Consider the following 24,724-nt stretch of genomic DNA (forward strand, 5'->3'; position numbering starts at 1 on the left):
TTTTTCAAAGTAGACTCCTTGTTGAACTTGTTGTTGTCAGCAAAACTTGCCGAGTGTATTTGTTTTAGAACGTTTTGCCAATATTGAACGAGAAAATCTCTGTCTCATCATCTGCGTATTCTTTCAGCGGCCAAGCTAAACTGAATACCATAGGACCCATTGGCGATAGCCACTGAACGCTCATACCCCATGAGGCACGTAAACGAGCTGGATCACTGTAATCTTCTAACTTAGAGAACTGATCCGCAGGCAGATTTCGATAAGATTCATAATCAAACTCTGTATCCCACACGTTACCGGCATCCACGAAGAAACTGGTCCGCACTGAGTTGGTGTAAGCTTCATCAAGGAATGGCGTTGGAACGATCATTTCAAAGCTTGCGGTTGCAATAGCATTACCACCAATTGAGCGACCTGAACTGACCTGAATCGTATTTGGGTCACCAGGTAAGCTACAACCATCACCAGAAACATCAGGCGCACATTGCTCACTACCACGGTATAAATAGAACGAGCGTGGACCGACTGAATTTGACTTGAAGCCACGTAACGAACTGCTACCACCTGAATAGTAGTTTTCCCAGAACGGTAAGATTTGGTCATTGTCGTTATATTGACCATAACCATTTGAGTAACCTAAACGGGCGCGAGCCAATAATACAAACCCATGCTGAGGTGTCAGCGGGAAGTAGAAATTGGTATCAAAATCCGTTTTAAAGTACTGCAAGTCAGAACCCGGAACCGTCATTTTACCGCTTAAACGTTGCGATGAACCATCTGTAGGGAACGTACCACGGTTAAGTGTGCTGCGGTACCAACCAGCATTCAATTCAAAGTTATCAAAACTTAAGTCTGAATTTGGATCGTCCGTTTCACGATACACATTGTAGAAACGCAATGCTTGTTCATAAGCAGAGATTTCTGAAATGGTATTATGACGATAACCAATACCACCGTTCAAACGGTTATATTCGTTGATCGGGAAGCCTGAGTTTAACGCCACACCATAAGATTTATTCTTATAGCGTTCAAGGTTAGCCTGGTTAGCATCAAACTCGTTCCAGTAAACGCTACCACCTAAACTAACACCATCTTTGGTGAAATAAGGGTCAGTGAAAGACAAGTTAGCGCTACGGGAATATTTATTAGTGTTAATACTAATACCCGCTTGGTTACCTGTGCCAAGGAAGTTGTTTTGCTCAACGCCAAACTGCAAACTCACGCCAGATTCAGTACCATAACCGACACCCGCGTTAAACGAACCCGACGGCTGTTCTTTTACGGTCACTGCAACATCAACTAAATCGTCACTGCCCGGCACTTGAATCGTTTCTGCATCAACCGTTTCAAAATAACCTAAACGGTTAAGGCGAAGTTTAGACTGCTCAATTTGGGCTGAGTTTAACCATGCCCCTTCCATTTGACGAAGTTCACGACGCATAACTTCATCTTTGGTAACCGTGTTACCGGTGAAGTTAATTGAGCGAACATAAACGCGTTTACCCGGTTTAACATTAATGTTAAGCACCACTTCTTTGGTGTCATCATTAATTTCAGGGTAAGTTTTCACTTCCGGATAAGCATAACCAAAACGGCCCAGGTATTTACTGTACATTTCTTCGGTGAATGTGACATCGGCACCGTTGTACATATTACCCGCTTTGATCGGTAAAATAGCTTTCATTAACTCTTCGCGGCCCATAAGGTCACCAATTAAGTTAACTTCTTTTACTTTATACTTTTCACCTTCATTAACATTGATAGTGATGTACAAACCTTTACGGTCCGGTGTCATCGCCACTTGTGTTGAGGTGACTTCAAAACGAATATAACCTTGGTTATGGTAATAGGTTTTGATGGTTTCTAAGTCGGCTTGTAGCTTTTGCTTTTGATAGCGACGCTCGCCAAACAAATCCCACCAAGCCACATAATCTTTGAGTTCCAGCATGCTGATGATCTCAGAATCTGAGAACACAGTATTACCTACCACGTTGATTTGACGGATTTCAGCCGCTAACCCTTCGGTAAATTTAAACTTAAGCTCAACACGATTACGCGGTAAGTTGATGATTTGCGCTTCAACTTTAGCCCCATACTTACCCACACCGTAATAGAAATCTTGCAGGCCTTTTTCAATGCCTGTCAACATGGTTCTATCAAGTGACTCGCCCGCTTTAACACCAGAACCGTCAAGACTTTCTTGTAACTGTTCGTCTTTAATATCTTTATTACCTTCAAACGAGATAATACTGATAGTTGGACGCTCTTTAACCGTTACAAAAAGTATACCGTCTTCATGACTGACACTGATATTTTCAAAATTAGTTGAACCGTATAGGCTCTTAATCGCTTGCTGTAATTTAACTTCATCTACCGTGTCACCTACTTTCACAGGTAAACTCAATAGTGCTGCACCGAGAGCAACTCGTTGCAAACCTTCTACTTGGATGTCGGTCACTTCAAAAGGTTGGAAAGACTCTGCCCAACCATTCCCTGAAAAAGACGCGCCGACGAATAACATCGAGGCAAAAATTTTATTAAATCTCATAGAGCACTTCTAATTATTAGTCTGTCCTTGCTCAGAGTCGGGCAAAATCATTGAATAAGGCTACGCCCATCAACATTAGCAGCAAAGCTGCGCCAAACCTGAAACCTATTTCCTGAACCTTTTCGGGTACAGGCTTACCAGTAATCACTTCAATAAAGTAATACAGCAAGTGTCCACCATCGAGCACTGGCAAAGGCATTAAGTTGATAATGCCTAAGTTAACGCTGATGAGCGCGATAAATCCTAGAAAGTACACTAAACCGTAACTCGCACTGGCGCCTGCGCCCTGTGCAATAGAAATAGGACCACTAAGATTTTTCACCGACACATCGCCGGTAAATAATTTTCCAATCATCTTGAAGCTGACCACAACAAGTTGCGATGTTTTATCAGCTGCAGCGACAACAGAATCTACTATGCCATACTCAAGTTCAAAGCGCATATTATCAGGCCATGGAGCTTGAGTTGGGCTAATTCCGACAATCCCGATAGTCTTACCTTCAGGATCTTGTTGTGCTTTTGGCACAACATCAACATTGATAAGTTCGCCTTGGCGCAGCAATGTCATATTAATATTTTTGTTAGCAGAGCTTTGTATCACATCAACAAACGCATTCCAATCGCTGTATTGTGTACCGTTAATGTTGACCAGTTTATCGCCAGCAATAATGCCTGCTTGCTCAGCTGCGCTGTCTTTGCTCACTGCAGCTATCGTTGGATCAATACCTGGGCGAAAAATGCCTAATCCAAGAGCCGTAATCGGTGATTCTTTTTCAGGATCAAATACCCAGTTACGCGTATCGAGCTTGAACGTGCGAACTGGCATGTCCATCCCAGATAACTCAGGTAGTGACGCCAAGGTTAATTCAATACTGTCATCACCAATATGCCCCACTAGAGCCAAGTTAACCTCTTCCCAAGTGCGCACTTTTTGTCCTGACACCGCGATAATCTGTTGCGGCTCAACCAATTGAATAACACTGGCAGGACTGTCTAATTTAGTAGTATCAATCACAGGCTTAATCGACGGAGTGCCAATAAGGTACATGAGATACAAGGCTGCAAAAGCAAAAATAAAGTTAGCGATAGGGCCGGCTGACACAATCGCAATCCGTTGCCATACGGTTTTACGGTTAAACGCTTGATCAACTAACTCGGCGGGGACCTCTTCAACACGCTCATCGAGCATTTTGACATAGCCACCCAGTGGGATCATCGCAACCACATATTCAGTTCCGTCTTTACCGACTTTTCGCCAAATTGCTTTACCAAAGCCAATAGAGAAGCGCTCTACTTTGACACCACAGCGACGGGCAACCCAAAAGTGTCCGTACTCATGTGCAGTAATCAAAATACCTAATGCAACAATAAAAGAGCCTAGGCTCCACAAAAAATCTATCATTATTTCCCTGAACTAATTAAGTGCTTTAATGGCAGACATTGCTGTCGCACGGGTTTGAGCATCAAGCTGTAATATATCGTCAATACTCGCTAAGCGCGTCTGTTGTACCAGTTCTAAACAGCGAGCGTTTACATTGGCAATATCAGTGAAGCGGATCTGGCCTTTTAAAAACGCATCAACAGCGACTTCATTCGCTGCGTTCAGCACAGTAGTGGCTTCTTGCCCTTGCTCGCAAGCCTGCATCGCTAAGCGTAAACAGGGAAAACGCTCAAAGTCAGGTTCACAAAAGCTTAATTGTCCGACTTTGAAAAAATCCAAAGGTTCAACGCCAGCGTCAATTCTTTGCGGATAGCTCATACAATGAGCAATCGGCGTACGCATATCGGGGTTGCCCATTTGCGCAATAACAGAGCCATCTCGGTATTGCACCATAGAATGAATGAGACTTTGAGGATGAATCACCACTTTCAGTTGCTCAGCTTGAGTATTAAACAACCAGCGAGCTTCAATAAACTCTAAGCCTTTGTTCATCATAGTGGCGGAATCAACAGAGATTTTAGGGCCCATAGACCAGTTGGGGTGATTACACGCCTGAGTCGGCGTCATCGCACTTAACGTGGTTAAATCGGTGTTTAGAAATGGCCCACCGGAACCTGTTAATAAAATATGAGCAATACCTGAAGCGGCTAAATCACAGTAACCTAATTGGGCTTGAACTTGTGTGGGTAAACACTGGAAAATCGCATTGTGTTCGCTGTCGACAGGTAACACAATTGCGCCCGATGTTTTTGCCGTGTGCATAAATAACTCACCCGACATCACTAAGGCTTCTTTGTTGGCTAACAACACCCTTTTGCCAGCTTTAACGGCATCAAATGTTGGCACTAAACCCGCCGCACCAACAATGGCCGCCATCACGGTATCGGTTCGACTGTCGGTCACTAAGGCGTTTAACGCCTCAGCACCGGTTGTCACTTGAGTAATACAGTTGCTCGGCAATAACGACTTAAGCTCCATAGCGGCGCGCTCATCGACCATGTGAGCATATTCAGGTTGATGACTGATACACAAAGCCAGCATGTCATGCACGCTGGTATTAGCCACTAATCCATACACATGAAAATCAGCAGTATTGTTTGCCACCACACTTAAGGTGCTTGCACCAATTGAGCCTGTCGCCCCTAAAATCACCATATTTTGCATTGGCATCACATCCACATAGCTATGTAGATAAACGTAAATACAGGTAATGCAGCCGTTAGACTGTCGATGCGATCTAAAATCCCACCGTGTCCGGGTAAAATGGTGCCAGAGTCTTTGATATTGGCTGCACGTTTAAACATACTCTCAGACAAGTCGCCAAATGCAGATGCAAGTGCTGTAATTAAGGTAACTACAACAAGTAAACCCAGTTCTTGCTCTGGGGCAACATACATAATTCCCGCGACCACAACCATAGTGGTCACCAAGCCACCAACTAAACCCTCAAGGGTTTTAGCAGGACTGACACTTGGCATTAATTTACGCTTACCTAACTTACGGCCAGCGAAATAAGCTCCAGTATCGGTAGCCCACACCACTAACATGACGATAAACACTAAAGCACCGCCATAATACGGATGCACATTGCTGCTTAACGATTTGAGGGCAATCAATGAAGCAAAGCACGGAATAAGCGTTAACTGACCAAACATGGATTTCAGCATTGGGCTGTCTTTCCATATTTTGGCGCTTTTGGGGAAACTGAACACCAATGCACTGCTCACTATCCACCAAAATACCCCGATGGTGATGATAGCCAGGTACATAGGGTGTAATTGCCCTTTAAACCACAACACATCAATTGGTACCGCCAAATTAAGCGCGATAAGTAACAAGCCCAGTGTTGCAGTAAAAGACCACTGCGTAACGTTACAGCTTGGGTCAATAAAACTGCCCCACTCTTTTGCTGCAATTAAAAACACTGGGACTAACACCCAAGCAAAAATATTTGCTGGGAGTAAAAATATTGCCCCGAGTACAATTGGGATTAACCACAATGCTGTTATTATTCGTTGTTTTAGCAAAAACTAATCCTCTTAATATTTATATTGCGCGTATCTCTTCAATTTGACTCCCGGTCAAACCAAAACGGCGCTGCCGACTGGCAAAAATGGCAATAGCATCGCGAAATGCTCGCTCATCAAAATCAGGCCATAAGGTGTCAGTAAACACCAATTCGGCATAAGCGGCCTGCCATAAAACAAAATTACTAATGCGGTAATCACCGCCAGTACGGATCATTAAATCAACTTCGCTCTGATTTTGCATGCACAAATGTTCATTTAAGGCCTCTTCGGTCATCTGACTGCTGCTGATTTCACCACTTTCCACTTTTTCGGCTAATTTCTGTGCAGCTTGTAAGATATCCCAACGGCCACCATAGTTCGCCGCCACATTTAATATCAATCCAGTATTGTTTGTGGTTTTCTCTTGGGCTGCGGCAATTTGTTTCTGCAAACGAGTCGAGAAGCGACTCGTGTCACCAATAATATTGAGCCTAACTTGGTTTTTGTCGAGCAATTTTAATTCACGATGTAACACGGTAAAAAACAGTTCCATCAACAAACTGACTTCTTTATCTGGTCGGCGCCAATTTTCACTGGAGAAGGCAAACAAGGTTAATGATTCAATACCCAGTTGACTTGCTGTGCTAACTGCACGGCGCACCGCTTTAACACCTGCTTTGTGACCAAAAACCCGAGCTTTACCCTGCAGTTGCGCCCAGCGGCCATTACCATCCATAATAATCGCAACATGCTTGGGCAGAGATTGTTTTACTACATCAGATAATTGTCCCGGCAAAACTTGCGAAGTCATTTGCTCCGAATCGGCTTTAGGGTCTGATCCAAACTCAACTGTAGACGACATCTACGACAATCCTTTATAAAAACAAACGCCGTGTAGTATACCCTTACACGGCGTGTTAACTCTAGCGTCTAAATTGACAGATTATACTTCCATCAACTCTTTTTCTTTCGCTGCTAAGATCTGATCAATATTTTTGATTGATGCATCTGTATGCTTTTGCACCTCATCTTCACTACGACGTACATCATCTTCTGTGCATTCTTTGGCTTTTTCAAGCTTCTTAACTTCACTAATAGCATCACGACGAACGTTACGAATCGCAATTCGGCCATTTTCAGCTTCGTTACGTACCACTTTGATGAAGTCTTTACGACGTTCTTCAGTTAACGAAGGTAATGGAATACGCAAAGTAGCACCCGCTGTCATTGGGTTTAAGCCCAAGTCAGAGCTCATAATAGCTTTCTCTACCGCTTGAACCATAGTTCTATCGAACACACTAACAGTTAAGGTACGAGAATCTTCTACGCCTACGTTTGCCACTTGCTTAAGCGGTGACATAGAGCCGTAACAAGACACTTGGATAGAATCTAATAAACTTGGGTGCGCGCGACCGGTGCGAACTTTCGCCATTTGATTTTTAGTCGCATCTACACATTTACCCATGCGCTCTTGCGCATCTAACATAATAGTATCAATCACAATAGTTTCCTTTTTGTCACAAATTCACGTGTGTTTGAGCATTAGCCTAAGAATGACACATGCAATAAAACCGCTCAAACAGTTAAATGATATAATGTAAATATTTTCTGTGTCTGTGATTAAGCAGATTGTTTACTGCTAATAATCGTACCTTCTCTCTCACCCATAATCACGCGGCGAAGTGCTCCTGGCTTATTCATATTGAATACCAGAATAGGCATATTATGATCACGAGCCATAGTAAATGCAGCAAGATCCATTACTTTAAATTCTGATTCAAGAACTTCAGCATAACTAAGTGCGTCATATTTAACCGCTTCAGGATCTTTCATTGGGTCAGCAGAGTATACACCATCGACTTTAGTGCCTTTTAATACCACTTCAGCTTCAATCTCAATACCACGTAAACAGGCTGCAGAATCAGTTGTACAAAAAGGATTACCCGTACCCGCAGCAAAAATCACTACTCGGCCAGACTTTAATAAACTAATTGCTTCTGTCCAGGTGTAATCATCACACACACCTTTAAGCGGGATAGCAGACATAAGACGAGCATTAACATATGCACGGTGCAAGGCATCACGCATGGCTAAGCCATTCATTACGGTTGCTAACATACCCATGTGATCGCCCACCACGCGGTTCATACCAGCTTTTGCTAAGCCTTCACCACGAAACAGATTACCACCACCAATAACCACGCCAACTTGGATACCAAGTTCAACAAGCTCTTTCACTTCTTGAGCCATACGATCAAGTACTTTAGGGTCAATGCCGAAGCCTTCTTCACCCATTAATGCTTCACCGCTTAATTTAAGCAGAATGCGTCTAAACGCTGGTTTTGGATTGGTGCTCATAATTTTCATCCTGATCATAACAAAACCGCAGCGGTTGCTGCGGTCTTAGGGTATTTAGATAAAAGCGATTACGCTTTTTTAGTAGCAGCAATTTGCGCAGCTACTTCAGCAGCAAAATCTTCTGCCTTCTTCTCGATACCTTCACCAACTTCTAAACGTACGAAGTTAGTTACTGTTGCGCCTTTAGATTTCAGTACTTCGCCAACAGTTTTCTTTGGTTCCATGATGAAAGCTTGACCAGTAAGAGAGATCTCACCAGTGAACTTCTTCATACGACCAACAACCATCTTCTCAGCGATGTCAGCAGGCTTGCCTTCATTCATCGCGATTTCGATTTGAAGTGCTTGCTCTCTTTCTACAAGTTCAGCAGGAACATCTTCAGGGTTGACGAAATCTGGCTTAGAAGCAGCAACATGCATTGCGATGTGCTTCAATGTTTCTTCATCAGCTTCACCGGCTACAACAACACCAATGCGCTCACCGTGGCGGTAAGAAGCTAGGTTTGCACCGTCGATGTACTCAACGCGACGAACGTTGATGTTTTCGCCGATTTTAGTCACTAGAGCAACACGAGTTTCTTCAAACTGTGTTTTTAACTCTTCAATAGTCACTTTAGATGCAGCAGCAACGTCTAACACTGCGTTAGCAAATGCTAAGAAGTTTGAATCTTTTGCAACGAAGTCAGTTTGGCAGTTAACTTCTAATAGTGCAGCGAAACCTTCGCCATTCTTGATTAGAATTGTACCGTCAGCAGCGATGTTACCTGCTTTTTTAGCAGCCTTCGCAGCGCCGCTTTTACGCATGTTATCAATCGCTAGTTCGATGTCACCGTCAGTTTCAGTCAGTGCATTCTTACAGTCCATCATGCCAGCGCCAGTGCGGTCACGAAGTTCTTTAACTTGGGCAGCAGTAATCGCCATTGTTAAATCCTCTAATTTAATTCGTCTAATATTGCATTTATAAAACAGGGGCCAATAGGCCCCTGTTCACCAATTATCTTATTGGCAAATAAGGGGGATGCTAAGCATCACGCCTTATTAAACAGCTTCTACGAAACCGTCTTGCTCTGCTTGAACAGCTAAATCTTGACCACGGCCAGCGTTAGCAGCTGCAGCAACAGAAGAAGTGTACAAACGGATAGCACGCATAGCGTCATCGTTACCAGGAACGATATAGTTAACACCGTCTGGTGCAGAGTTGGTATCAACAACTGCAACAACTGGGATACCTAGGTTGTTAGCTTCTTTAATAGCAATATGCTCATGGTCAGCACCGATAACGAATAATACGTCAGGTAAACCGCCCATGTTTTTAATTCCGCCTAAAGACTTTTCTAATTTGTCTAATTCGCGTGAACGCATTAACGCTTCTTTCTTAGTTAACTTGTCGAAAGTACCGTCTACAGACTGGCTTTCTAGCTCTTTAAGACGCTTGATTGACTGACGAACAGTTTTCCAGTTGGTTAACATGCCGCCTAACCAACGGTGATCAACATAGTACTGATCACAAGAAAGTGCAGATGCTTTGATGGCTTCGCCAGCAGCGCGCTTAGTACCTACGAATAATACTTTACCTTTCTTAGAAGCAATGTTGCTAATGAAAGCTAGAGCTTCGTTGAACATTGGTACTGTATGCTCAAGGTTAATGATGTGTACGCCATTACGAGCACCGAAGATGAAAGGCTTCATCTTTGGGTTCCAGTAACGAGTTTGGTGACCGAAGTGAACACCAGCTTGTAGCATTTCGCGCATTGTAACAGTAGTCATTGTATATACCTTAATGTAAGGGGTTAGACCTCCACGCATCCCATGTTTTCGACTTTCTAACTTCCGTTAAGAATGAGAAAGCACCCCGAAAAATGTGTCGATACGTGTGTGATTTAGTATTTAAGTTAATTGCCATGTATAATAGCCGCCATATTTTACGATTTGCCGAACATGATGTACATCTCGCTTAAAAAGCGTCGATTGACATTATATTTACTCGAACCGTACAACAACGAACTTACACATAACGGCGCGCTTTATACCATAAACGGCAAGTAAATACAAATTTTTGCCGTAAAATCCTTGGATAAAACATGCCTATTTTGACCGTCAAAAGATAGAGAGTTTTCATGAGTATAGTGATCAAAAATGCAGACGAAATAGAAAAAATGCGCGCAGCGGGTAAATTAGCAGCGCAAGTCTTAGAAATAGTCGCTCCATATGTTAAGGCTGGAGTCACCACAAATGAATTAAATGACATTTGTGCTAAATATACCGAAGAGCAAGGTGCTATCTCTGCACCACTGAATTATCACGGATTTCCAAAGTCTATTTGTACCTCGGTAAACGAAGTCGTTTGCCACGGTATTCCTTCTGACTATGTGTTAAAAGAAGGCGACATGATTAACCTCGATATTACGGTTATTAAAGACGGTTATCATGGTGATACCTCTAAAATGTTTCTGATTGGTGAAGTGTCAGCAAAAGACAAACGTTTAAGTCGCATTGCCCAAGAAAGCTTATATTTAGCCATTCGCAAAGTGCGCCCTGGGTTAAAATTAGGCGAAATTGGCACGACTATCGAAAAATTCATCAAAACAAGCAAAACAGGGCTTGATAAGTATTCCATCGTGCAAGATTATTGTGGTCATGGTATTGGCACAGGATTCCACGAAGAGCCTCAAGTTGTTCATTATAAAAATAATGATAAAACCGTGCTAAGACCAGGGATGTGCTTTACGATTGAACCGATGATCAATGCGGGTCGTCATACCACCGTATTGAATAAAAGTGATAATTGGACCGTCACCACCTCAGATAGTAAAAATTCGGCACAGTGGGAACACACGCTTTTAGTGACCCAAACTGGTGTAGAAGTGTTAACTTTGCGTGAAGAAGAAGACTTTCCTCGTATTATTAATCACTAAAAATTAAAAGAGTAAGGACATCAATGAATACTGCGCTGGCCGCCAAAAACACATTAATTGACCTAAACCAGCGCTTAGTTGAGCAGTACACTGCAAAACACCCAATTGCTGATATTGTTAAACACCGTAGTCAATTTGTTGATGCTTTACTCATACAAACTTGGCAAGATTTTGGCCTCAATAATGGCCACATTGCCTTGGTTGCTGTTGGCGGTTATGGTCGCGGCGAGCTGCACCCTCATTCAGACGTAGACTTACTGTTTTTGGTCGACGATGAACCATTATCGCCAGAAACTGAAACTCTGCTGAGTCAATTTATTACCTACCTTTGGGATACAGGGCTTGAAATAGGCCACAGTGTTCGCACCATAGCGCAAACCATTGAACAAGGTAAGTCAGACATCACCATTGCCACGAATCTGATTGAAGCCAGATTGCTTACCGGCAGTGAATTTCTGTTTGACGTATTATATGACGCCATTCGTCAACAAGACTTTTGGCCCTCATATGACTTTTATAACGCCAAAAAAGACGAACAATCGGCACGCCACAGCAAAGCCAGTGCCTTTGATTTAGAACCTAACATCAAAACCTGCCCTGGCGGATTACGCGATATTCAGACCATAGCCTGGGTCGCGATGCGCCACTTTGACGCGGCGACATTAGAAGAACTGGTCGAATACGATTTTTTGTCACCGGCAGAGTTAGCCGAACTCATTGAGTGCCAAAATTTTCTGTGGGAAATTCGCTTTGCCCTGCACATCACAGCTAATCGCAACGAAAACCGCCTACTCTTCGACTTGCAACGCCAAATAGCCAGTTTATTAGGTTACGAAGATGCCACTCAATTAGCTGTTGAGCAAATGATGAAACGCTATTATCGCACGGTGCGCCGCGTGATGGAGCTCAATCAAATGCTGTTGCAATTGTTTAAGCGCGCGACTTTGGGCCATACAAAAGCGCTTGAGATACAGCCTATTAGCGATGTTTACCAACGTCGCGGGCGTTACATCGAAGTATTGAATGATGATTTATTTAGTCTCCACAACGAAGAGATATTACGCTTATTTCTGTTGGTGGCTAAAAACTCTAATATTCAAGAAATCTACGCGCCCACTCTCAGGTTATTACGCAATGCCCGTAGAGCGTTAACGACACCGTTACAAGAAAACCCTGCCTGTCGTAAAGTGTTTATGGAGATCTTAAAACATCCTCGCGGCATAGCGGCATTTTCATTAATGCATCGACACGGCATTTTATCGTCTTACCTACCTGCTTGGCGCAAAATTGAAGGCCAGATGCAGTTTGATTTATTTCATGCCTATACCGTTGATGAGCACACCCACAGATTACTGCTCAATATTGAACGTTTCTCACAAGCAGAACAAAAAGATGAATTCCCACTGGGCGCCATCTTAATTAATCAATTACCGAAAAAAGGCTTATTGGTACTCGGGGCCATTTTTCATGATATCGCCAAAGGCCGCGGCGGTGATCACAGTAAACTGGGCTCCAAAGATGCAATCGATTTTTGCAAATTGCATGGCATGAATGATCACGACGGACGTTTGGTGGCATGGTTAGTTGAAAATCATCTGGTAATGTCGATCACTGCGCAACGAAGAGATATTTCAGATCCAGAGGTCATAGCACTGTTTGCTGAAAAAGTACGCGATGCCGCGCATTTAAGTTATTTGTACTGCCTTACCGTTGCCGACATTTGCGCCACCAATGAAAAAACGTGGAATAATTGGAAAGGTTCATTGCTGCGGGATTTGTATTTTGCCACCCAACGGGTATTAGCTCGGGGCAAAGAAAAACCTATCGACGTAAAAGCGCGAGTACAAGAGATCCAAGCCAAAGCGAAAAAAGAACTTATCCGCCGCGGGTTGAAAGAAAAAGACATGGATACGCTGTGGTCACGGTTTAAATCGGAGTATTTTTTACGTCATCAACCAACCCAAGTTGCTTGGCATGCAGAAGCGATTTTAAAACATCATCACGATGATCCATTAGTGTTAATGTCAAAACATACTACTCGTGGTGGCACTGAACTGTTCGTCTACAGTAAAGATAAACCAAAACTTTTTGCTACTGTAATGACCGTTTTAGACAATAAAAACATTAATGTTCATGACGCCAACATCATGACATCAAAAGATAATTATGCACTCGACACCTTTGTTATTTTAGAACAAGATGGCGAACCTATTGTGCAATTATCTCGCATTCAAAGTATCCGCAAGGCGCTCGAAAAAGCCCTAGCCAGTGAAAACCCTAAATTACCAAAATTTAGAAAATTAGCGCGGATCATGAAACCTTTTAATGTTGCGACTCATGTGAGTTTCTTACCCAGTGCCCGCCATGGTACAAGTATGATGGAATTAATTACCTTAGATACGCCAGGTCTGCTGGCCAAAGTCGGTGATACCTTTTATCGTTGTAACGTTACACTGTTAGCGGCAAAAATTACCACTATCGGTGAACGTGCAGAAGACTTCTTTATTTTACAAAACCAAAATGCGACAGCCCTAGATGAGCAACAGCAGCAACAATTATCTGATGCGCTTACACTGGCGCTAAAATCATCTAACTAATTTTTTTAACCTTAATTTTTACGCTACTAATCATTTAATACCGGGAGAAAACAATGGAGGCTTTACGCCAACGCATTGAAGCAGCATTCGAAACACGTCAAGACATCTCACCTTCAAGTGTTGAACCTAGTGTTCGCGCCGATGTGGAGACAGTGATCAGTATGCTCGATAAAGGCCAAGCACGTGTTGCAGAGAAAATTGATGGCGAATGGCATGTGCATCAATGGCTTAAAAAAGCGGTGCTACTGTCTTTCCGCATTTTTGATAATGGCGTGATTGAAGGTGGCGACACTAAGTATTTCGACAAAGTCCCACAAAAATTTGCCGATTATGATCAAGCTCGTTTTCAAGCTGAAGGTATTCGCGTTGTGCCACCAGCCACCGTTCGTAAAGGGTCATTTATCGGTAAAAATACCGTATTAATGCCATCTTACGTTAACTTAGGTGCCTATGTTGATGAAGGCACTATGGTTGATACATGGGCAACGGTAGGTTCGTGTGCGCAGATAGGTAAGAACGTTCATCTATCAGGTGGTGTGGGTATTGGTGGTGTATTAGAGCCATTACAAGCCGGACCAACCATTATTGAAGATAACTGCTTTATTGGAGCTCGCAGCGAAATCGTTGAGGGTGTGGTGGTTGAAGAAGGCAGTGTGATTTCAATGGGCGTTTACATTGGCCAAAGCACACGGATTTTCGACCGTGAAACCGGTGAAGTACATTATGGTCGAGTGCCAGCAGGTTCGGTTGTAGTATCAGGTAATTTACCATCAGCTTGCGGCACATACAGTTTATATGCAGCCATTATTGTTAAAAAAGTCGATGCTAAAACCCGTGGTAAAGTGGGTATTAATGAACTATTACGTATTGTTGATTAATCTTGCTCAACAGCGATAAATAGATAAAAGGCTCCTAGGAGCCTTTTTTATTGCGTTGATAATAATTACTGAACAAATTCACTTAACCAGTCAAATTGACAGAAAGCATCGACTCTCATCAATAACCTAGATTAATTAAATCTATAATAAGCTAATGCATCGGCGTATTAGGCGTTAACCAATAATGCATTAGCTAATATTTTCCAGGTGAGCATACCGATAACCTGATGCTTGTCATTGTGAACAATCAAATAGTTTGCATTGGTTGTTTCCATCATGAGTTTGGCATCATTCAAAATCGTACTGTCAGATATCATATCGACCTTATGCATCATTACCTGATGCACACGCTTATTAAGCAGGCTTCTATCCACTGCGCGCTCTGCTGCGGTATCTAAAAAAGGGCTGTGCCAAAATGCCAAGGTATTGTTATCGATGACACCAATGGGCGTACGATGTTGTTCTGACAGTACCACAGCCACATCCATTTTAGCCTTTTTCATCATTGCTTCTGCATGCTCAAGAGTATGGTACTCCTCAAGAAATACAACCGGAGCTAATAGCAAACCGCTCACGACTCCCGCGTCTTTAAAGTCTTTACTCGCTAAAATATCCAAGCATGCATCAACAACAACCTCATCGTATATTTTACCTCTGCCCTTTAGTAAATCTTGGGTTAGCACTGCCATGCCAAGGGCGGGGCGATAAGGTCGATGGCTAAGTATTGATTCGGCAACGTCGGCTACGGCAATGATCTTAGCCTCAAGTATAATATCATCAGCTTTTAATCCTTTAGGGTAACCAGAGCCATCTAAACGTTCATGATGCTGGAGGATCATTTGTTTGATCGGCCATGGGAAATCGACTTCACTAACAATCAGCGCCCCTTGCTCGGGATGCTGTTTAACCAAGCCAAATTCAGCATCACTCAGTTTTGATGTTTTAGACAGGATCTGACTAGGGATGGCCAATTTACCAATATCATGGATCAATGAGCCCAGTTTAAGTCCTTCTAAACGATCTGGAGGTAAACTCATTTTCTCACCAATAAGATAACTTAATTGTGCCACTGACTTTTGATGCCCTGCGGTGTAAGCATCTTTAAGCTCTAGCGCCTCGGAAATAGCCCCTATAAGTTGGACTAAAATCGAGGTCATCTTTTCTTTTTGGATTTTAATGATGCTCGACTGCCGAGAGACGGCCTTCATGGTGCGAGGTAATTCGATACAGTGCCATAAAATTGTAGCAAAAATACTCAAGGATTTTGCATCAACTTGGGTATAGGTGGTGTCCCGATTACCCACCCCAATAATACCGACTAATTTTTTGCGATAATGAATAGGGACGCATAAATGGTTTTTAAAGGCAAAAAAGCCATTTTCTTGGGTGTTATTTTTAGACAACACAGTTAAATCATTATGAATAACGGGTTTGCCAGTACGAATGGTTTCGGCCCAAATACCAGAATTGGCTTTATACTCTTGGCCCTTGGAGAGTGTAAAATAATCAGCTACCGCTTCATTCCACGCAGTGCTAACGATTTGATTCTTTTTTTCATCAAATTTGTGTAAGTAACCCACTTTAGAATGGGTTAACGACAAGCCTTGGTTTATCGCAGTGGTAAATACCAAATCAGGACGAGCATTAATGACTTCTTCTATTTGATTAAGCCAATCATCACTTGAAAGTATCGCTTGATGATAATCAGGATGGAGCTGTGACAACCACGCTTTGTCTAACTCGATTACAATCACCGTTATACACCAATGCTGATCACTTTCTTCTATAGGAGTCATGGTAGCTTGAAGTGCATTGCCTTTATCATCAACAAAATTGATAACATGATCGATATGGCGATTGTTAAAATCGATGTTGTCTAATGTAAGAGCGGAAAAGGCATGCGAAAGCGGTTGTTTTAAAATAGCCGCTATAGGTTTATTGACTAATTTATACAATGGCTCACTCAGCTTAATTAACTCAAGCCTGTCATTAAAAATACCCCAACACAGTTTGGCTGTTTTAGGCAATTCAGATGGTTTTAAGAATAAGTCAGCTTTGTGTAGCATGGTGGGCCCTATTTAATATTTTCAATCGGCATAGGAAGTGGTTTAACTTAGCGAGGTCGAGGATTTCAATATGTCTCCCTAAAATTGACCTTACGCTATGACGCATATTGTTTAAATAGCGTATCGCCCTTCAACACCAAATAGATACAATAGCGACAGGAATTACGACAGCATACCATTGATAATATCAAACAATCCTAACGATTATCTTTGACTAGTTCAAAGCGTGTTACTCGCTTAAACTGAATAACTGCAACATCCATATTCCGCTCTGTAAGACCAACACTCAAGTAAGGCTACACAGTTTATGTAACGCCTTACTTGGGCGCTTTTTTGTAGTATATGACCGATAAATAACGACGTTAAAAGACTACCGTTTTATTACCGTACACCACAACTTGTTCATTTAATACTAATTGTAGCGCTTTGCTTAATACGCTTTTTTCAACATCACGACCGTTATGTGCTAACTCTTCAGCACTGTAACTATGATCAACTGAAATCACATCTTGTTTGATAATCGGCCCTTCATCTAAAAGATTATTCACAAAGTGTGCTGTTGCACCAATAATTTTGACGCCGCGATCCCAAGCCTGCTTGTACGGAGATGCTCCAATAAAAGCCGGCAAAAATGAATGATGAATGTTAATAATCTTATCTGGAAATGCTGACACAAATTCAGGCGTTAACACTCGCATATATTTAGCCAACACTAAAAAGTCAGTCTCATAAGGCTGAATTACCGCCAACATCGCCTGCTCATGTTCCTGACGATTTAACCCTTCGTGGCTAACATAATGAAATGGAATATCAAATTTTTCAGTCAATGGCTGCAGCACATCATAATTCCCCACTACAGCAGCAATCTCAACGTCTAAGCCGCCATAATAGGATTTCATCAAAATATCGCCTAAACAATGGGCTTCTTTTGTCACCATGATCACAATACGTTTTTTACCCATATCGACCAATTTCATCCGATTCTGGGTAGGCAATACCGCGCGTAACTCACTTAATAGACGTTCATCATCAAACTGACCTTCAAGTTCTGCGCGCATAAAAAAGCGCCCTTGTGTGTGGTCTACAAATTCGGTGTTTTTAATAATGTTTAATTGATGAGCGAAACATACACTGGTAATTTTGGCAATCAAGCCTTGGGCATCGGCACAATCGGTTATCAGCACTTTTCGCTGTAAAACAGGTGGGTTAATAATGGTATGATCTTGTTGGCTCACGCGTACAACTCCTCTTTAAAGACTGTTCAACAGTGTGCCATTTAAAAAGATTTTTGGGTGAGGTTTTTAGTGATAAATTTTCATAAAATGAAAATTATCTACTTTTTAATCTCATGTTCTAAAAAATGGCCGCCAAATTAAGCCAAAATTAAACACAACTACATATAACGGCTATCGTTAGCGTCGAGAATCTAAATATTTTTGCAGTAATTTACGCAGTGTTTCCGCCTTAGTCCCATAGACAACTTGAACACCTTTACCCATTACCACCACGCCTTTAGCGCCCAAGCGCATCAGTCTGGCTTTATCAATTAAATGCGCTTGGTTAACACTAATACGTAAGCGGGTTAAACAAGCGTTAATTTCAACTATATTATCGCGCCCACCTAATGCCGAAATCATCGCTCTTAAGCTCTCTTTGGGTTTTGCGGGTATATCGCTTTGTTCTATTCGCCCTGGGGTTTTTAAGTTAAATGCTAAAATGCTGGCCCTAAAAATAGCGTAATAGATCACAGCAGTAAGCGGACCTAACACTACAATCCAATGCGTATTGGCAGAGCGAGAAAACAATAACGTAAAATCCACCAATCCATGAGAAAACACAATACTGTGATGAATGTCGAGCAAAATGCACACGCTATAGGCAATACCAGTGAGTAATGCATGGACAATAAATAAGATAGGCGCAACAAACATAAAGGCAAATTCAATCGGCTCGGTCACCCCAGTTAGCCAGCTGGCCGTGGCAGCGGATAACATAATACCTGCCACTCTGTTGCGCTCAGCTTTATCAGCACAACGCCAGATAGCTAATGCGGCAGCAGGTAAGCCCCACATTTTTATCAAATAGCCGCCAGCGAGATTTCCAGCTAATGGGTCACCAGCGAGATAGCGAGCCACCTCACCTCGCACTACTGTACCTTGGTTAATGTATTGGCCTATTTCAAGATAAAATGGCGCATTCCAAATATGATGTAACCCAAGCGGAATTAATAAACGTTCAACCGTACCGTAGACCCCAAAAGCAATAGCAGGATCTTGATACACGGACCAATCAGAAAGATGTTCGATAATACGAGATAACGGTGGCCATACATGGATTAAAAGATAAGCCAACGCCATAGAGAGAGGAATAACAATGATGGGCGCACTGCGGCGACCTTCAAAAAATGAAAAAATAGCTGGTAATTTAACATGATGACTAATGTTTACCGCTAAACAAGTGATCGCACCAACTAACATACCGCCAGCGATGCCAGTATCAATGGTTTGCATCCCCCACAATGGCCGCGAAACCAGGCCATAAATATCTGTGAGGGCCCCCATGGTAGATAAAAACACCCCAAAACCAAAGACTGCAGAAAAAGCAGCAATACCTTGATCACGGCAAAATCCAATGGCTACTGCGACGCTAAACAACAATGGCATCATGGTAAACACTAAGTTACCGACTGCAGACAAGACAGTATTTAATTCTGTTGGGATAAATGGCAGCGGATTAAACGTTAACCCTAACATCACCCCAGCAGCAGGTAAAATAGCAATTGGAATCAGCAGAGCTTGACTAAGACGCTGGGCAAATTTAAACCATTGTTGCGTAATAAAACTTACGCTACGTTTACCGATATAACGGTGCTGTGCCAAGTGGCTATCCATGTTTTAGCTTCTGTTTCGGGTTCCATCGTTTCACAGGCATCGATCTCTAACCGTTCAGTCAGGGGTTTTGCACCTAATTCAGTAAATAATTCATCAAATTGTTTTATCGCACCACAATAGGTTTCGTAGCTTGAATCACCTAAGCCAATAAGGCTGTATTGCAATGAGGGCAGATACGGTGCATCGGATTTAAGTTCATTAAACCAAGGCGCAATATCTTCAGGTAAATCACCTTGTCCAGTAGTGGACGATACGACTATTAATAGCTCATTCTGTGGTGGCACAAAACCTAATAATTCATTAGGTTGCCAAAGTTTAGCGGTAAAACCTAATTTTGCAATCTCCTTAGTCACTGTTTCAGCAGTAAATTGTGCACTACCATAAACGGTACCAAAAACAATATTGACCATTTTCATGGTATACTTTCCCCTTAAATTAAATACTATGTAAAATACCTTGAGTGTTAATGACTTACCTTACTGTATTCTTTTAGTCTCTCGCAAGTGTCTTTATGCTGCTAAGGTTAAATCAATAGGGTCAAAGCAGGTTGGCTCAAAGTGAAATAACGCCACAATGGAATCTAGACCATGCGACAAGTGAGCCGAAAGCGAAAACTCAAACTCCAGCATAAATCTGCCCACATACGCCGTAATTACTATTTTCATATTGAACAACAAAATCATAAGCTTATTCCCCCTATTGCTGAGTTCGAAAAGCTCAAAAAAGCGATTGCCGATCACATAGAATAAATCAGCGTCTTAGGGTGTTAACTGAGTAACATACTTGGCATAGATGATAATTGATCATCATCCCAGCCAAATGCAGCGAAAATATCTAGCCATTCTGCTTCTAACTCAGTTTCTATGTGCATCGGTTGCTGTGTCACCGGATGGGTAAACTGCAAACTTTTTGCTATCAACCATAAACGATTAATACCGAAATGCTCACGAAAAAACTTATTTTGTTTACCATCACCATGGGTAGTATCACCAATGATGGGATGACGTAAATGCGCCATATGACGGCGTAATTGATGCTTACGCCCAGTATGAGGACTTAATCTTACTAATCCGAAACGGCTAGAAGGATAACGACCTGAGCTAAAGGGGATTTCAGCATTCAATAGTGGTTGGTAATCCGTTACCGCTTGTTGTGCTGCTTTATTGGGATCGACATGCTTGTCCCCCAAATCATCAAATTCTTGTTTCAGGGCATAATCTAACCTGCCAGACTCGTGCATATTGCCACGAATAATGGCTAAGTATTGCTTCTTAATACTGTGATCGGCAAATTGCTCACATAATGCCCGAGCCACCTCACTCGATTTAGCAAACAGCAATACGCCAGATGTCGGACGGTCTAAGCGATGCACTGGAAACACATGACAACCCACTAAATCACGGGTCATCTGCATCGCAAAAAAACGCTCTCTTCGAGCTAAATAACTGCGATGAACTAATAAACCTGCGGGTTTATGTATTGCAACAATATGCTCGTCTTCAAATAATATCTCGACATGAGGAGGCTGTACGTCGTCTAAGTCAGTGTCTTCAGCACTATAATTCATGTCATCAGAGCTTATTTGCCCAAATAAATCATCATTATCCAATGAGTATTCAGCATCGTTATCTTTTGTCATCTTTATCACTTTACTTATTTTGTATTGGGCTAAGCCTATTGGGTCAAGCTTTGTTGGCATAGGGTATATAGGATTAATGTGGCTGACGTTTATTGTTCGCTTAACGCTGGCTGAGCAATATATCAAATTGCCGTAACTGGGCAATCATCACCTCACCATGGGGCTTACTTTGCCATACGTGCTCAGCCATAGGGGCTAACGCCATATTGCTTGGCAAAGGATGTCGTTGTACAACAAGCTCGGTCATCTTTGGAATAAAAATAAACTGCAACCATTGCTCAAATGCCATTACATCACAGCAAAATGGTGCCGTACTGGTCATTGCTGATACAGGAGGTAAAATATCAGACCACAGCTGAAACTCCTTAAGCAATTGTTCTAATTTAATTAAATGATTTTGGCTGGTTAAATAAAGCATAAAAGTGAACGACAACATCAAGGCTAAGTCGGAATATGATATCATTTAGCGCATTGAATACCCATCCAACATATGTGATTTAGTGACAACACCCATGACCGAGATAACTACCCTAAGCCAGTTTCTGACGACCGCAAATACTCAATTCCAAATATACGATTTAGGTCGCCGAGTGCAACATATCGATATGTTAGCCTTTCAGCAAATTGACTCTTTATTGGCGCCGTATCCTTATCCCATTCAAGGCCATGCGCAGTTTGCAATCGTATTTTGGCAACAAGCACAATTACCCTATATCTGGTTTGTAAAATTACCTTTAGATGAGCAAGGTTTATTATCACCTGCGCCGCGAACTCAGTTTATTAAAATGATTTTAGAGGCCTTGGGTCGTAACCCAACCCAAGCATTAACTGATGAACAGCAAGAGCAATTAGCCAATCATCCATTTAGCTTTAAGCCAAATCAACATAAACTGGCATTATTTAATGCCTTAGTGAGGCTTCAGCTTAATCAACCGGCATCGAGTCAATACGAATTTGCCGCACAGTATTTGTCTGGGCAAGCAGCGCATGACACATGGCCACAACTGGGTGTTCAAGGTTTAGCAGATCTTTGCGTTCGCGCACACCAATTTAATCATCTTGATGACATAATCAACGCCCTTGATAATGCTCCTATTGAAGTAAAAGCTGCACTTTGCCAAAGTTTGGAGCACATTAATCTTGATAAGCGCCTTGCTGAACACTTGTTTAGTCAACTACAACAAGCTGAAGATCATCTAAAGGTCATGTATTTAGCGGCATTAGCGTCCAATGTGCACTACAGCATGGCAGCGATTAATCAGTTAAATGACCAGCAAGCTCTGGATGAAAACACCTTAATCACCATTGCGGCTCGTAACTGGTTAGCCCTAAAAGATGATGACACTCGTAAACACTATTTAGAAGCACTTGCAAAGCAGCCGCAGCACTTCTTTAATCAAGTATTTGCTGATATCGTGGCAATACCCAGCTTGCGTCCGGGATTATTAGCTGACTTAAGGCATCCAGACAGAAGCATTCAACTAGCGACCGCTATCGGCGGATTATTTAGGGCAACCAGCCTATGATGAGTGATTTTTTAATATTTGTTGCTTTAATTGTTGTTGGCGCTTTTTTTTGGCAATTAAGACAAATGGCCGAACTTAGCCGAACTGTCGTAGAGCAGTCGTGTAAAAAACAGAACGTACAATTGCTCGCCATTGCAATGGAATCGGCTCGTCCGAGTATTGGTGGCACGACAGGCATTTGTTGGAAAGCAACTTTTATGTTCGAATTTAGCACCGACGGTTTAAACCAATATCGTGGACACATCATGATGCATGGTAATCGTGCGACTAAGATTGAATGGCCTATTTTCCCGGAGCCAGAATGGATGGATGCCCCTATGGCCAGTGGTAAATTTGGCGGATGCGGCAGCAGTAAAAGTTGCGATTCAGGCAAATGCCATTAATGAGGTTAACTTGACGCTATTTTGCACTCTTGAGCAAGATAGCGTTTTATTGTTGTTCAATGCCCGAGAACTAAACATTACTGTTCATCTATTTGTTAATAGCATTGCTCTTACCAGCATTAAGCTTGAGGTTTGTTAATCATTTTATAATCGTGATAAGTCACCGTTTGGATACTATCAAGCGATTTGAAAATTGCCGCCGTTCCTTCGATGGTGGTTGATGTATGTTCTGGCATCGCTAAACCTTCGAACACAGCAAACCCTAATTCTAATTCAAATTTTGTCAAGGTGACTGAAAATGCCGGATTCAGATCATCGGTATTACTGATCAGAATTTTTTTCAGCTGTTTGGATGCTTTATCTAAATAAAGCATTCCAGTAAGAGCAGCATTATCAAGTTCTTCAATATTAGGAACAAATTTAAACGCTACACTCGTTTCATCTTCAGCCACCAAAACAAGTGTGGTTAAATCAATAAGATCAGAAAATGCTAACTCATGGCTGTTCTCATCTTTATCCTCTTTAAGATCTTGTTGATGTTGCTGATATTTGTCTTTGCGCTTTTTATCAGGTTTTTCACCATTTTCAGACACCAAGGTCCATCGCTGCATTTCAGGCTGTGAAGCATCAAATCGTTCAACTCGTGTTAAGTCAGGCATAACAGTATGCTGAACATATTGCCAACGTACATTTGCATCATCGGTGTTATGGTTAATCTCACTTAATGCCTGCTCAACCCATTGCAACTCCTCAGGAGTCACCTAGGCATTAGCTTTGTAACACGTAAAAGCAATACTGACCACTAAAGCCAACGTAAACACATTCATACTATTCCCTCTTATACTAAACTCACATCAACTGTTTACAATTTGACAACATTACCAAGATAAGTTCCGATTATAGCGAAAAAAACACAAAAGAAAGGCCGCGACATTAACTGCCGCGGCCTCTTGATCTCTTGTTAAGCTTTCCAGCTATAAATGTGCTCCCTGCACCATCCATGCGTATCGCTTGCTTCCTGCTATGTCCTTGTTCAATCCTTGATGTTCCTTGTACAATTAAGTACTTTCCATCTTACTCGATTATCCTTTTACCGAGCCTGCTCCATCCTGAGCGTGTCCTTATATCATCCATGAAATTCTTAACATATCCTGTCGCAAATCATTTGCGTAGCATCTTGCATCCACTGCACATTATCATCCTGATAATGTTATAAAACCTGCTTAATCCGCTAGTGCGTCCATTGAGCAAGCTTAGCGTTTCATCCTGAAACTTAATATCGTCCGTTATGTCCGTACAGTCATGGTCTTCCTAGACCTATTTACTACCTTGTAATGTCCCCTTCCTAGGTACGAGATAAATAATAGTTCATTTACCTCAACCTAAACAGGTACCTCTAAATGATTAAAATATCCCGCGGATAATGAAAAATAAACTTTATAACAAAATCATAAACTTAGATTTAAAAAAGAAA

At 42.0% G+C, this 24,724-nt stretch carries 22 protein-coding genes; 6 read left to right on the forward strand and 16 right to left on the reverse strand.

All coding sequences use genetic code 11. From position 1 onward, the window contains the following. Nucleotides 1–64 precede the first annotated feature (64 nt). The 9 genes from bamA to rpsB all read right to left on the reverse strand — a co-directional run bounded on the left by bamA (nt 65) and on the right by rpsB (nt 10,122). Nucleotides 65–2,548, reverse strand: a complete 2,484-nt coding sequence (gene bamA, locus H5164_RS17320; protein ID WP_182757184.1) for an outer membrane protein assembly factor BamA — start codon at nt 2,546–2,548, stop codon at nt 65–67. Between the two features lie 31 nt (nt 2,549–2,579). Continuing rightward, nucleotides 2,580–3,950, reverse strand: coding sequence for a sigma E protease regulator RseP (gene rseP, locus H5164_RS17325; protein ID WP_182757185.1), 1,371 nt, complete (start codon nt 3,948–3,950; stop codon nt 2,580–2,582). 12 nt (nt 3,951–3,962) lie between these two features. After that, a complete protein-coding gene (gene ispC, locus H5164_RS17330; RefSeq protein ID WP_182757186.1) occupies nt 3,963–5,153 on the reverse strand; it encodes a 1-deoxy-D-xylulose-5-phosphate reductoisomerase in 1,191 nt (396 codons plus the stop codon). Nucleotides 5,154–5,158: 5 nt separating this feature from the next. Then, nucleotides 5,159–6,016 (reverse strand): phosphatidate cytidylyltransferase, encoded by an 858-nt coding sequence (locus H5164_RS17335; protein ID WP_124016991.1) that lies wholly within the window; start codon nt 6,014–6,016, stop codon nt 5,159–5,161. 19 nt (nt 6,017–6,035) lie between these two features. Continuing rightward, a complete protein-coding gene (gene uppS, locus H5164_RS17340; protein ID WP_182757187.1) occupies nt 6,036–6,860 on the reverse strand; it encodes a polyprenyl diphosphate synthase in 825 nt (274 codons plus the stop codon). A gap of 81 nt (nt 6,861–6,941) precedes the next feature. Beyond that, the gene (gene frr, locus H5164_RS17345; RefSeq protein WP_220487623.1) at nt 6,942–7,484 is read right to left on the reverse strand and encodes a ribosome recycling factor; all 543 of its coding nucleotides are present in this window, start codon (nt 7,482–7,484) and stop codon (nt 6,942–6,944) included. Between the two features lie 134 nt (nt 7,485–7,618). Beyond that, a complete protein-coding gene (gene pyrH / locus H5164_RS17350; protein ID WP_124016988.1) occupies nt 7,619–8,356 on the reverse strand; it encodes a UMP kinase in 738 nt (245 codons plus the stop codon). Nucleotides 8,357–8,424: 68 nt separating this feature from the next. After that, a complete protein-coding gene (tsf, locus tag H5164_RS17355; RefSeq protein WP_124016987.1) occupies nt 8,425–9,276 on the reverse strand; it encodes a translation elongation factor Ts in 852 nt (283 codons plus the stop codon). Between the two features lie 117 nt (nt 9,277–9,393). After that, on the reverse strand, nt 9,394–10,122 hold the full coding sequence (gene rpsB / locus H5164_RS17360; RefSeq protein ID WP_124016986.1) for a 30S ribosomal protein S2: 729 nt from the start codon (nt 10,120–10,122) through the stop codon (nt 9,394–9,396). Between the two features lie 350 nt (nt 10,123–10,472). Here rpsB and map point away from each other — a divergent pair, with 350 nt between their 5' ends. The 3 genes from map to dapD are packed head-to-tail and all read left to right on the forward strand — an operon-like array spanning nt 10,473 to nt 14,745. Then, a complete protein-coding gene (gene map / locus H5164_RS17365) occupies nt 10,473–11,270 on the forward strand; it encodes a type I methionyl aminopeptidase (RefSeq protein ID WP_124016985.1) in 798 nt (265 codons plus the stop codon). 23 nt (nt 11,271–11,293) lie between these two features. Further along, nucleotides 11,294–13,867: a bifunctional uridylyltransferase/uridylyl-removing protein GlnD gene (gene glnD / locus H5164_RS17370; RefSeq protein WP_182698047.1), complete on the forward strand. Its 2,574-nt coding sequence runs from the start codon at nt 11,294–11,296 to the stop codon at nt 13,865–13,867. Between the two features lie 53 nt (nt 13,868–13,920). Beyond that, nucleotides 13,921–14,745: a 2,3,4,5-tetrahydropyridine-2,6-dicarboxylate N-succinyltransferase gene (gene dapD / locus H5164_RS17375; RefSeq protein WP_124016983.1), complete on the forward strand. Its 825-nt coding sequence runs from the start codon at nt 13,921–13,923 to the stop codon at nt 14,743–14,745. A 167-nt stretch (nt 14,746–14,912) separates the two neighbouring features. Here dapD and H5164_RS17380 read toward each other — a convergent pair whose 3' ends face one another. The 4 genes from H5164_RS17380 to H5164_RS17395 form a co-directional block, all read right to left on the reverse strand. Next, the gene (locus H5164_RS17380) at nt 14,913–16,811 is read right to left on the reverse strand and encodes an HD domain-containing phosphohydrolase (protein WP_182757188.1); all 1,899 of its coding nucleotides are present in this window, start codon (nt 16,809–16,811) and stop codon (nt 14,913–14,915) included. A gap of 362 nt (nt 16,812–17,173) precedes the next feature. After that, nucleotides 17,174–18,046 carry a formyltetrahydrofolate deformylase gene (gene purU, locus H5164_RS17385; RefSeq protein ID WP_124016981.1) on the reverse strand — a complete coding sequence of 291 codons (873 nt, stop codon included), beginning with the start codon at nt 18,044–18,046 and terminating at the stop codon, nt 17,174–17,176. 177 nt (nt 18,047–18,223) lie between these two features. Then, nucleotides 18,224–19,702: a PTS transporter subunit EIIC gene (locus H5164_RS17390; RefSeq protein WP_182757189.1), complete on the reverse strand. Its 1,479-nt coding sequence runs from the start codon at nt 19,700–19,702 to the stop codon at nt 18,224–18,226. Next, nucleotides 19,654–20,118, reverse strand: a complete 465-nt coding sequence (locus tag H5164_RS17395) for a flavodoxin (protein ID WP_182757190.1) — start codon at nt 20,116–20,118, stop codon at nt 19,654–19,656. The genes H5164_RS17390 and H5164_RS17395 overlap by 49 nt, the downstream gene beginning before the upstream one ends. A 171-nt stretch (nt 20,119–20,289) precedes the next feature. On the opposite strand from H5164_RS17395, the gene H5164_RS17400 reads away from it, so the two are divergent. Next, nucleotides 20,290–20,451: a hypothetical protein gene (locus tag H5164_RS17400; RefSeq protein WP_165870116.1), complete on the forward strand. Its 162-nt coding sequence runs from the start codon at nt 20,290–20,292 to the stop codon at nt 20,449–20,451. A 17-nt stretch (nt 20,452–20,468) separates the two neighbouring features. Here the strand turns inward: H5164_RS17400 and truC are convergent, their stop codons facing one another. Together truC and H5164_RS17410 are read right to left on the reverse strand one after the other, a co-directional pair. Further along, on the reverse strand, nt 20,469–21,269 hold the full coding sequence (truC, locus tag H5164_RS17405) for a tRNA pseudouridine(65) synthase TruC (protein WP_404716461.1): 801 nt from the start codon (nt 21,267–21,269) through the stop codon (nt 20,469–20,471). Between the two features lie 172 nt (nt 21,270–21,441). Next, nucleotides 21,442–21,804 carry a YqcC family protein gene (locus H5164_RS17410; RefSeq protein WP_124016978.1) on the reverse strand — a complete coding sequence of 121 codons (363 nt, stop codon included), beginning with the start codon at nt 21,802–21,804 and terminating at the stop codon, nt 21,442–21,444. 49 nt (nt 21,805–21,853) lie between these two features. Between H5164_RS17410 and H5164_RS17415 the strand changes: the two genes are divergently transcribed. Next, entirely contained in the window at nt 21,854–22,867 is a 1,014-nt protein-coding gene (locus H5164_RS17415; RefSeq protein ID WP_182698042.1) for a DUF3549 family protein, read from the forward strand. After that, entirely contained in the window at nt 22,864–23,250 is a 387-nt protein-coding gene (locus tag H5164_RS17420; protein ID WP_124016976.1) for a DUF3301 domain-containing protein, read from the forward strand. The genes H5164_RS17415 and H5164_RS17420 overlap by 4 nt, the downstream gene beginning before the upstream one ends. Nucleotides 23,251–23,369: 119 nt before the next feature. Here the strand turns inward: H5164_RS17420 and H5164_RS17425 are convergent, their stop codons facing one another. Then, the gene (locus tag H5164_RS17425) at nt 23,370–24,011 is read right to left on the reverse strand and encodes a hypothetical protein (protein WP_182757191.1); all 642 of its coding nucleotides are present in this window, start codon (nt 24,009–24,011) and stop codon (nt 23,370–23,372) included. Between the last annotated feature and the right edge of the window lie 713 nt (nt 24,012–24,724).

The organism is Shewanella sp. SG41-3 (assembly GCF_014164545.1).
In the GTDB taxonomy this organism is placed as follows: domain Bacteria; phylum Pseudomonadota; class Gammaproteobacteria; order Enterobacterales; family Shewanellaceae; genus Shewanella; species Shewanella vesiculosa.

Excerpts from the sequence above, each read along its gene's own strand:
- H5164_RS17400 (WP_165870116.1), top strand. The coding sequence starts at position 20,290 with ATGCGACAAGTGAGCCGAAAGCGAAAACTCAAACTCCAGCATAAATCT.
- truC (WP_404716461.1), bottom strand. The coding sequence starts at position 21,269 with ATGAATTATAGTGCTGAAGACACTGACTTAGACGACGTACAGCCTCCT.
- H5164_RS17415 (WP_182698042.1), top strand. The coding sequence starts at position 21,854 with ATGACCGAGATAACTACCCTAAGCCAGTTTCTGACGACCGCAAATACT.
- H5164_RS17380 (WP_182757188.1), bottom strand. The coding sequence starts at position 16,811 with ATGCTACACAAAGCTGACTTATTCTTAAAACCATCTGAATTGCCTAAA.
- H5164_RS17390 (WP_182757189.1), bottom strand. The coding sequence starts at position 19,702 with ATGGATAGCCACTTGGCACAGCACCGTTATATCGGTAAACGTAGCGTA.
- dapD (WP_124016983.1), top strand. The coding sequence starts at position 13,921 with ATGGAGGCTTTACGCCAACGCATTGAAGCAGCATTCGAAACACGTCAA.
- H5164_RS17420 (WP_124016976.1), top strand. The coding sequence starts at position 22,864 with ATGATGAGTGATTTTTTAATATTTGTTGCTTTAATTGTTGTTGGCGCT.
- ispC (WP_182757186.1), bottom strand. The coding sequence starts at position 5,153 with ATGCAAAATATGGTGATTTTAGGGGCGACAGGCTCAATTGGTGCAAGC.
- rpsB (WP_124016986.1), bottom strand. The coding sequence starts at position 10,122 with ATGACTACTGTTACAATGCGCGAAATGCTACAAGCTGGTGTTCACTTC.
- bamA (WP_182757184.1), bottom strand. The coding sequence starts at position 2,548 with ATGAGATTTAATAAAATTTTTGCCTCGATGTTATTCGTCGGCGCGTCT.
- rseP (WP_182757185.1), bottom strand. The coding sequence starts at position 3,950 with ATGATAGATTTTTTGTGGAGCCTAGGCTCTTTTATTGTTGCATTAGGT.
- H5164_RS17410 (WP_124016978.1), bottom strand. The coding sequence starts at position 21,804 with ATGATATCATATTCCGACTTAGCCTTGATGTTGTCGTTCACTTTTATG.
- tsf (WP_124016987.1), bottom strand. The coding sequence starts at position 9,276 with ATGGCGATTACTGCTGCCCAAGTTAAAGAACTTCGTGACCGCACTGGC.
- uppS (WP_182757187.1), bottom strand. The coding sequence starts at position 6,860 with ATGTCGTCTACAGTTGAGTTTGGATCAGACCCTAAAGCCGATTCGGAG.
- pyrH (WP_124016988.1), bottom strand. The coding sequence starts at position 8,356 with ATGAGCACCAATCCAAAACCAGCGTTTAGACGCATTCTGCTTAAATTA.
- frr (WP_220487623.1), bottom strand. The coding sequence starts at position 7,484 with ATGTTAGATGCGCAAGAGCGCATGGGTAAATGTGTAGATGCGACTAAA.
- glnD (WP_182698047.1), top strand. The coding sequence starts at position 11,294 with ATGAATACTGCGCTGGCCGCCAAAAACACATTAATTGACCTAAACCAG.
- H5164_RS17395 (WP_182757190.1), bottom strand. The coding sequence starts at position 20,118 with ATGAAAATGGTCAATATTGTTTTTGGTACCGTTTATGGTAGTGCACAA.
- map (WP_124016985.1), top strand. The coding sequence starts at position 10,473 with ATGAGTATAGTGATCAAAAATGCAGACGAAATAGAAAAAATGCGCGCA.